We start from the raw sequence: 5,216 nt of genomic DNA, 5'->3' as shown, positions 1-5,216 counted from the left end.
CGCCCGCCTCGGTGGCGTCGCGCACGGACGCGGGCGGCGCCTCGGTGCGCACGACGCGGGCGAGGTCGGCGAAGGCCGTGTCGCCCCAGACGGGCCCGGCCCGCCGGTAGCGCGCGGGCACCGGGTCGCCCGGCGCGTACCAGCCGACGCCGAAGCCGTCCGCGTTGACCGTGCCGTGCCGCTGCCGGCGCGGCGCCCATGACTGGCGGACGAGCGAGTACGGGGGATCGGTCAGGGTCGTGCGCATCGGCTCCGCCGGTCCCAGCACGGCCAGATGACGGCACATCAGAACGGTTCCGCGTCACGGGCGGTGCGGAAACCGGCGAAGATCTGCCGCCGGACCGGCAGGTCCCAGTTGCGGAACGTCCCCCGGCAGGCGACCGGGTCGACGGCGAAGGACCCGCCGCGCAGCACCTTGTACGCGGGGCCGAAGAACACCTCCGAGTACTCGCGGTAGGGGAAGGCGCGGAAGCCCGGGTACGGCAGGAAGTCGCTCGCCGTCCACTCCCACACGTCACCGATCAGCTGCCGTACGCCCAGCGGCGACGCGCCCGCCGCGTAGGCGCCGACGGGGGCGGGCCGCAGGTGCCGCTGTCCCAGGTTGGCGTGCTCGGGCGTAGGGTCCGCGTCGCCCCAGGGGTAGCGGCGGGAGCGGCCCGAGGCCGGGTCGTGGCGGGCCGCCTTCTCCCACTCCTCCTCCGTGGGCAGCCGCCTGCCCGCCCAGGCCGCGTAGGCCGCCGCCTCGTACCAGCCGACGTGCAGCACCGGCTCGTCCGGCGGCACGGGCTCCACCGTCCCGAACCGCCGCCGCACCCAGCCCGTGCCCTCGCGCCGCCAGAACAGCGGCGCCCGGAGGCGGTGGGCGCGCACCTGCTCCCAGCCCTCCGGATGCCACCAGCGCCGGTCCTCGTAGCCGCCGTCCTCGACGAACCGCAGGTACGCGCCGTTGCTCACCGGCAGCGTGTCGATGAAGAACGGCGGCACGACGCGGATGTGGGCGGGCCGTTCGTTGTCCAGGGCCCAGGGTTCGGTGGAGGTGCCCATCGTGAACGGGCCGCCCTCGACACGGACTTCAGGGGGCAGCAGTCCCGCGTCCGGTGCCGCGGGCGGCGGCTCCGGCGCGGCGAGCGCGGCGGGCCCCTGCCGCAGCTGATGGGTGATCAGCATGGTCTCGTCGTGCTGCTGCTCGTGCTGGGCGATCATGCCGAAGGCGAAGGCGGCCGTCACCAGCGGCGTGCCGTGCAGCGGCGCCGTCGACAGCAGGTCGAGGACCCGCCCGCGCACGTCGGCGACGTACGTCCGGGCCTCGGCGGGCGGCAGCAGCGGCAGCGCCGGCCGTTCGGCTCTCGGGTGCTGGAACGCGTCGTACACCGAGTCGATCTCCGGGCGCAGCGCGTCCCGGCCGCCCACCGCGCGCAGCAGCCACAGCTCCTCCTGGTTGCCGATGTGCGCGAGGTCCCAGACCAGGGGCGACATCAACGGGGAGTGCTGGGAGGTGAGTTCGCGTTCGTCGACGCAGTCGGTGAGGGCGGCGGTGCGCTCGCGTGCCGTGGTCAGGGCGGCCACGGCACGCGAGCGGAGGCGTTCGGGGTCCGGTCCGGCGGTGGTGGTCATGGGCGGGCCTCCCTGCCGGGGACATTGCCGGGAACGTTGTCGGGGACGATTCCGGGGACACCGCCGGGGACACCGCCGGGGACGGTTCCGGGGGCGTCGCCGCGTACGCGGTCGAGGACGTCGTCGGCCGGGCATCGCCCGCGGTCGACGTAGCGCGCGGTGAACTCGTCGACCGCGGCGAGGACGGAGGGCGGCGCCCCCAGCCGGGGCAGTGCCTCCCGGGCCGCGGCGAAGCAGGTGACGGCGGCGGCCCGCAGTTCGGGGTCGGTCAGGCCGTCGCGCGCCGCGTTCCGCCACAGGGCGTTGCGCGGCGCGGGCTCCGGGCCCGCGGTGTCGGCGAGGGCCTTGACCGCCCGGTAGGCGGTCTCGGCGGCCACCGGGTCGTCGAACAGGGCGGCCGTGACGGCCAGCGGCACCAGCCAGCCGTCCTCCCCGGGCTGCGCGTCGATCATGCGCAGCTCCAGGTGGCCCCGGGGGCGCACCGGCGGGAAGAGCGTCGTCAGGTGGTAGGCCACGTCGTCGGCCGTGGCCGGGCGCGGCTCTCCGGAGCGGAGCCAGCCACGCAGGTCGAGCCCCTGCGGGGGCCGCCAGCAGCCGCCCTCGGACCGTATGCACATCACCGGCGCGTCCAGCGCGTACGCCGCCCAGCCGGCGCGCGGGTCGAACTCCTCCACCGGGGCCAGGGTGCGCCCGGGGTCCATCCGCGTGTACGTCTCCTGCCTGCTGGAGCGCCAGCCGGTCGGGCGGCCCGCCTCCAGCGGGGAGTTCGCGAACGCGGCGACCAGCACCGCGCCCAGCAGGTGCGCGAGCCGCCAGCGCCGCCCGAAGCCCAGCGGGCCCGGCTCCTCGAAGCCCGCGTCCACGCACACCTGCACGGACGCCGTCCGGCACATCGTGCTGCGCCCGGCGGCGCCGAACAGGTCGTAGTGGGCCTCCATCGCGGCGTAGCGCGGGGTGTCCAGGACCCGGCGGGGCGGCTGCCAGGGGTCCATGCCGTATCCGGCGAGGGCGAGCCCGAGGCCGCGGAGCGCGCGGCGGGCGAGGGCGAGGTCGGCGGAGACGTCCGCCACGCAGGAGGCGAGGGAGCCGGCGGGCCGGGAGCTGAGCTCCACCTGGCCACCGGGTTCGACCGAGAGCAGGGACCGCAGCGGCAGGGTCCGCAGCCGGTCGACGGCCGCTGTCAGCAGCGGTGGGGGGACGGGGCGAGTGGGATCGCGGAGGTCGTGGACGAGCCATTCCAGTTCGACACCGAGCAGCCTGGGCGGCCCGGTCTTGAAACAGATCCCCCGGACCAGGGTGTCCGCGTCGGTCTCGCCGACGACCCGGGCGGGCACCGTCCCGAAGTCGGACTCGGTCTCGGTCATCCGTACCTCCGTCCGTGGTCCCCTCCGCCCCTGTCGCGGTGCGACCGGCGGCCGCACCCGTACGGCACAAGGGGCATGGGGCTCTCCGCCATTGTCGCGAGCCCTTGACGAGCCCGCGAGAGGAGGGCGTACGGTCCCCGGTGTGCCGGATACGACTGGGCCCGAGGTGACCGCCGACGTCTTCCTCCCCTCGACCTATGCCCGCGGAGTGCCGTACGAACGCTTCCGGGAACTGCGGGATACACATCCCGTATGCCGTATCGGGGAACCGGCCGTCGGGCCCTGGCCCGGGGGACCGGGCTACTGGGCGGTCTTCCGGCACGCCGACGTGAAGCACGTGCTGCGTACGCCCGGTGTCTACTCCTCGTATCTGGGCGCCACCCAGGTCGCCGACCCGGACACCCCGGAGGACCTCGCGTTCGTGCGGGCCATGATGCTCAACCAGGACCCGCCGGGGCACGCGCGGCTACGGCGCATCGTCTCGGCCGCGTTCACCCCGCGGGCCGTGCGCGAGCTGGAGGCCGTGATCGAGGAGCGGGCGCACGCGCTCGTCGACGCCGTGGCCGGGCGGGGCGAGGCGGACTTCGTGGAGCTCACGGCCGACCTGCCGGTACGCACCCTCGCCCACCTCATGGGGGTGCCGGACGAGGACCGGCGGCTGCTGTACGACTGGTCGAACCGGGTCGTCGGCTACCAGGACGCCGAGCACGCGGAGTCCAGCACCGCCGACCCCGCGACGCTCAGCCCCATGGGCCGCGCGGCCCTGGCCCGCCGCCCGGCCTCGCGCACCCGGCCGGACGGGAGCATGCGCGACCCGCGCTCGCGCGAGGCGCTCGCCGACATGTTCGCCTACGCCCACGCCCTGGCCGACGGGGCCCGGCCGGGCAGCGTGATGGCCCGCATGCGCGCGGGCGGGCTGACCCGCGACGAGTTCGAGAACATGTTCTTCCTCTTCGCGGTGGCCGGGAACGAGACGCTGCGCAACGGCGTCCCCGGCGCCCTGCTGACCCTCCTCGACCACCCTGACCAGCTCGAACTCTTCCGCACCCGGCCCGAGCTGACGGACTCGGCGGTGGAGGAGACGCTCCGCCACTGGCCGCCCGTCATCCGCTTCCGGCGCACGGCCACCCGCGACACCGAACTGGCCGGGGTGCGCGTCCGGCGCGGCGACAAAGTGGTCGTCTACCACGCCTCGGCCAACCGTGACGAGCGGGTCTTCCCCGACCCCGACCGCTTCGACATCACCCGCAGCCCCAACGACCACGTCAGTTTCGGCCACGGTCCGCACTTCTGCCTGGGCGCGCACCTGGCGCGTGCGCAGACGCGGGCCATGCTGCGGGCCGCCGTCGACCGGCTGCCCGGCCTGGAACGGGCGGGCGAGCCCGTGCGGCTCGCCTCCAACTTCCAGAACGGGCTCAAGCACCTGCCGGTCAGATGGCGAACAGCCGGGTGAACGGCTCGGAGGCGTCCACGACCTCGTGCCCGAAGGGCGTGTTGAAGTCCCAGATGAGGAAGAGCAGGAACGCGATCAGCGCGCTGTAGAGCCCCGCCAGCAGCAGCTCCCGGGGCGAACGCCGGATCTGGAGCGTGAAGATCAGACCCACCGCGACCAGCGCGCCCGCGATCAGCCCGAACCACACCACGCCCGGCATGGTGTCGTCCGCGTTCTGCGCCCGCGCGCTGCGCGCCGCGTCCGCGGCCCCCACCTGGTCGAGCAGCGGCTGGTAGGACTGCGCCTCGTGGTCGTTGCGCGGCACATAGGAGGTGACGTCCTCCCGGACCTTGGCCAGCAACTGCTCGCTGCGGTCGGTGATCTCGCCCCGCCTGAGCATCACCGGCCACTCCTTGTGCACCACGTAGCTCACATAGGCGTTGACGTCCTCGCGGGTGCGGTCGCGCTCGGCGGGCGCGTACGCCTGGACCCGCTCGCTCACCTCGTGCAGAGCCTGGGCCTCGGTGCGTACGCCGTCCTGCGCGCTGTTGCGCGCCTCCCAGACCCCGGCGATCGCGAGGCCGAGCACGATGGCGTACACCACGCCGACCATCATCGTCATGTACTCGATGACGTCGGGGGTCTCGGACGGGTCGTTCTTCTCGCCGGCCCGGCGGTCCCGGAGCACGGTGATCGTCAGGACGACCACGCACGCGGCGGCCATCGCGATGGTCAGGACCAGCCACTCGGACAAGGGGAACCTCCGGAAGGGCGGAAGAGGGAAGCAGACGGGGGAGGGGCGGGAC

Annotated in this window: 4 protein-coding genes and 1 pseudogene; 1 reads left to right on the top strand and 4 read right to left on the bottom strand. The window is 74.5% G+C overall.

Annotated features, from left to right (window positions below):
* The 3 genes and pseudogenes from K6I34_RS30950 to egtA all read right to left on the bottom strand — a co-directional run.
* Window positions 1–286, bottom strand: a pseudogene (locus K6I34_RS30950) (class II glutamine amidotransferase); the annotation flags it as partial.
* On the bottom strand, window positions 286–1,614 hold the full coding sequence (egtB, locus tag K6I34_RS30945; RefSeq protein WP_229331118.1) for an ergothioneine biosynthesis protein EgtB: 1,329 nt from the start codon (window positions 1,612–1,614) through the stop codon (window positions 286–288). The gene egtB and the pseudogene K6I34_RS30950, both read right to left, overlap by 1 nt.
* Entirely contained in the window at window positions 1,611–2,978 is a 1,368-nt protein-coding gene (gene egtA, locus K6I34_RS30940) for an ergothioneine biosynthesis glutamate--cysteine ligase EgtA (protein WP_229331116.1), read from the bottom strand. The genes egtB and egtA overlap by 4 nt, the downstream gene beginning before the upstream one ends.
* A 142-nt stretch (window positions 2,979–3,120) precedes the next feature.
* On the opposite strand from egtA, the gene K6I34_RS30935 reads away from it, so the two are divergent.
* Window positions 3,121–4,431 (top strand): cytochrome P450, encoded by a 1,311-nt coding sequence (locus K6I34_RS30935; RefSeq protein ID WP_229331114.1) that lies wholly within the window; start codon window positions 3,121–3,123, stop codon window positions 4,429–4,431.
* On the opposite strand, the gene K6I34_RS30930 is transcribed toward K6I34_RS30935, so the two are convergent.
* Window positions 4,409–5,164: a DUF4239 domain-containing protein gene (locus K6I34_RS30930; protein ID WP_229331112.1), complete on the bottom strand. Its 756-nt coding sequence runs from the start codon at window positions 5,162–5,164 to the stop codon at window positions 4,409–4,411. The two genes, K6I34_RS30935 and K6I34_RS30930, sit on opposite strands and share 23 nt — an antisense overlap.
* Window positions 5,165–5,216: the final 52 nt, after the last annotated feature.

The organism is Streptomyces sp. UNOC14_S4, assembly GCF_020740835.1.
Classification (GTDB): Bacteria; Actinomycetota; Actinomycetes; order Streptomycetales; family Streptomycetaceae; genus Streptomyces.
Note: the sequence above shows the minus strand (reverse complement) of the source record. Positions and strands in the feature narration are given on the sequence as shown.